General features: G+C 75.1%; 3 protein-coding genes. All 3 read right to left on the reverse strand.

What is annotated here, in order from left to right; translation table 11 throughout:
• Nucleotides 1-133: 133 nt before the first annotated feature.
• Nucleotides 134-376 (reverse strand): acyl carrier protein, encoded by a 243-nt coding sequence (locus ACFRAV_RS22505; protein ID WP_351115117.1) that lies wholly within the window; start codon nt 374-376, stop codon nt 134-136.
• A 70-nt stretch (nt 377-446) separates the two neighbouring features.
• Nucleotides 447-1316: an MBL fold metallo-hydrolase gene (locus tag ACFRAV_RS22510; protein ID WP_382558053.1), complete on the reverse strand. Its 870-nt coding sequence runs from the start codon at nt 1314-1316 to the stop codon at nt 447-449.
• 195 nt (nt 1317-1511) lie between these two features.
• Nucleotides 1512-2567 (reverse strand): patatin family protein, encoded by a 1056-nt coding sequence (locus ACFRAV_RS22515; protein WP_382558054.1) that lies wholly within the window; start codon nt 2565-2567, stop codon nt 1512-1514.
• Nucleotides 2568-2690 lie beyond the last annotated feature (123 nt).

Genomic DNA, 2690 nt, shown 5'->3' on the forward strand with positions numbered 1-2690 from the left:
CGTGGGGTACCCCCACGTTTTCCCCCGCCGCCCCCTTGCTCGCTTGCCGCAAACCCTTGGGGGGGGGGGCCCCCCCCGGCGCCCCCCCGCCTCTCTCCGGCGGGGCGATGCCCCGCCCTCCGTCGTCACGTCGTCAACTCGCTCCTGGTCCCGCGTCCTCGGTCCCGGAGAGCTCCTTGAGGTACTGATGGCACTTGACCGCCCGGTCGGAGTCCTGTGCCATCACGGTGCGGAAGAACTCGGCGATCTCGGTCTTCCCGGCGTTCTCCGCGTCGCGGACGTACTGGCCGTAGTCGTGCCCGGCCTTGAGCGAGTGGTACTGCACGGAGATCAGGTCGAAGACGACATCGCTGAAGCCGGTCTCACCCGTGGCCATGATGGTCCTCCCGAAGTACGTCGAAGCGTGGAAGTGCGGACGTGGGGCGGGTTTCACGGCGGACGGCGGGTCAAACGGGCAGCTCGCCCGCGCGGCCGACCACCCGGGGCACGCCGTCGGGTGCGAGCACCGCGCGCTGACCGTGGCGGCAGTGCACGACCCGGTCGGCGAGACCGGCGCGCTCCGCCTCGGCCAGGAAGGCGGTGAGCGGGGAGCGCATCACCGTGTAGTCGCCGTAGTGGACCGGCAGGACGGCACGGGGGTCGACGAGGCGCGCCAGTTCGGCGCCCTGTTCGCCGTCCATGGTGACCAGCAGACCGCCCGGCAGGGTGGTGCCGCCCAGGTGCAGCACGGCGAGGTCGGGTCCGGGGAACCGGCGGGCGATCTCGGCGAGTCCGGGGTACACCAGCGTGTCGCCGGAGATGTACAGGCGCAGCCGGGGCGGACCGGTGAGGGGACCGAACTCGAGCAAGCTGCCCATCACCGGCGGCAGCAGTGCGCGCAGCAGCGGGTGGCCGGCGTGCCGCCCCGGCGCGGCGGTCACCCGGACCTGGGCGTCGCCCCGCCGCACGGTGTACTCCTCCCAGGTGCGCAGTCCGACGGCCCGGTGGAAGCCGTGCACTCCCTGCAGACGGCGGGACGCGTGGGGCGTGGTGACCACCGGCAGCGACCGTGGGAGGCCGCGGCGGGCGCGGCGGTCCCAGTGGTCCCCGTGCAGGTGGGACAGGAGCACGGCGTCCAGCTCCGGCAGGTCGCCGACGGCCAGGGCGGGCTCGGTGAGGCGGCGGCTGAGCAGGCCGTGGCCGAGGTAGGCGTGCTCACCGCGGTGGAGGAAGTTGGGATCGGTGAGCAGCGTGAGCCCGCGGTAGCGGAGCAGCAGAGTCGCGTTGCCGACGAAGTGTAGGTCGAGGGCGTCGCTGTCGTCCGACGACGGGTGCATGGGGATCACCGTGTTCCTGGCCGGGCTGCGGGAGGTGTCGGCCTCCCCGGTTCCCGGCCCGGAGTACCCCTGTCGGGCGTGGGGAAGAGTCGACGTCCCGAAGGCGCACGTCCCGAAGGCCTTGCGGCCCGAAGGCCTGCGGCCCGGGGGCCTACGCCCCGAAGGCGCACGTCCCGTCCGGGTCCCGTCGGGATGTCAGGCCCCGCGGGGACCCAGGACCCGCTCGACCGCGGCTCGGCCGGACTCCAGCGCCGCCTTGAGCAGCCTGCCGTCGCGGGTGAGCCGTCCCACCCGTGGCGAGTCCAGCGCCGGCCGGACCGACATCACCGCCGTGCCGTCCGGGCCGGACGGTCCCCCGCGGTCGCACTCGGACAACAGCGCCTCGTCCTCCCGCAGCCGGTGGGCCCGGGCGAAGTAGCTGTCGTGCAGCGCCTTGGGGTAGCGGCGCAGGGCGGTGGCGGCGACCAGGCGGGAGCCGTACGACGGGCGGACCGACCCGTCGGCCGCGGGCGCGGGCAGCAGGTCCTTGGGGGCGGGCCGGGAGCGCAGGACGAGGACGTGGGTCGCCCCCTGGGCCAGGGCGGTGCGGTAGGGCACGGACTCCGCGAGCCCGGCGTCGTAGTAGTGCCGCCCGCCGAGTTCGACCGCCGGGCCGGCCAGGAAGGGCAGCGCGGCGCTCGCGCGCAGGGCCAGGCGCAGTTCCGTGGGGCCGTCGAGGAAGGGACGCAGGTCCGTGGAGAGCCCGGTGTGGGCGTCGGTGGCCAGCGGGTGGTACTCGACGGGGTGGGAGAGGACCGCCTGGAAGTCCATCCGCGCCACCTCGGCGTAGAGGTGCTCGACCAGCGTCCGCACGTCGACCACCGGCCGCCCGCGCCAGAAGTTCGACAGGCGGATCATGGTGTTGGCGTACTCGGGCTCGGCCCAGCCGTTGAGCTGCTCCGGGGCGCCGCTGAGCAGCCAGGCGCCGGTGATGGCGCCCGCCGAGGAGCCGTACACGGCGTCGAAGGCGTCGACCAGACCGGCGTCGTGGAGGGCGAGCGCCATGCCCGCGGAGAAGGTGCCGCGCATGCCGCCGCCCTCGATCACCAGGGCGAGCCGCAGGTCGTCGTCGCGGGCGCCGGGACGGCTCCCGGCGCGGGTGCGTTCGCCGACGGCACGCAGGACCTCGTGCCGGTCGCGGGGCGAGTCGGGGTGCTCCCCCGCCCGCCTGCCGTCCGCCGGCCTGTCGTCGGCGACGGGCTTTCGGCTCATGCCTGGCTCTCCTCGGGTCCGGCGGCGTCCCGGGCGCGGCCGGGCGGCCGGAGGGCGCTGCGCAGGCCATTGTCCCTCGCCGCGCGGACCGGCTCCCTGCCGGGCTCGGCAGGGAGCCGGTCC

The sequence above is a fragment of the Streptomyces sp. NPDC056600 genome, assembly GCF_042792855.1.
Lineage (GTDB): Bacteria > Actinomycetota > Actinomycetes > Streptomycetales > Streptomycetaceae > Streptomyces.

Excerpts from the sequence above, each read along its gene's own strand:
- ACFRAV_RS22515 (WP_382558054.1), bottom strand. The coding sequence starts at position 2,567 with ATGAGCCGAAAGCCCGTCGCCGACGACAGGCCGGCGGACGGCAGGCGG.
- ACFRAV_RS22505 (WP_351115117.1), bottom strand. The coding sequence starts at position 376 with ATGGCCACGGGTGAGACCGGCTTCAGCGATGTCGTCTTCGACCTGATC.
- ACFRAV_RS22510 (WP_382558053.1), bottom strand. The coding sequence starts at position 1,316 with ATGCACCCGTCGTCGGACGACAGCGACGCCCTCGACCTACACTTCGTC.